The sequence below is a fragment of the Novosphingobium sp. B-7 genome (assembly GCF_000410615.1).
GTDB classification, from domain to species: domain Bacteria; phylum Pseudomonadota; class Alphaproteobacteria; order Sphingomonadales; family Sphingomonadaceae; genus Novosphingobium; species Novosphingobium capsulatum.
Window position 1 is genome coordinate 458 of the sequence record NZ_KE148439.1, and the last position, 347, is coordinate 804.

Here is a 347-nt window from a genome sequence, read left to right on the forward strand (position 1 = left end):
CCGCGCTGGCCTGGCGCGACGGGCGGCTGGTGGCGCAGGATCTGCCGTTGGCGGCGGTGATGGCGCGGTTCTCGCAATTGAGCGGCGTGCCGATCGCGCTGCGCGATCCCGCGATGGGCGATCTGCGCGTCTATGGCACCTATCGCCTTGGCGATGTGGCGCAGTTCCTCGATGCCGTTGGCGCGCTCTATCCCGTGGCGTGGCGCCGAACCGAGCGTGGGTATGAGGTTTTCCGCCGCTAGCGCCGCTTTGCTGGGCGCGGCGTGCCTTGTGCCCGCGCCCGTTCCGGCCATGGCCGCGACGGCGCAGCCCGTTGGCGCGCCCACGCGCATCGTGCTGCCGGCCAT

At 72.0% G+C, this 347-nt stretch carries 1 pseudogene; it reads left to right on the plus strand.

Going from position 1 to position 347, the window contains the following annotated elements:
• A pseudogene (locus tag H926_RS33635) lies at positions 1-242 on the plus strand (hypothetical protein); the annotation flags it as partial.
• Between the last annotated feature and the right edge of the window lie 105 nt (positions 243-347).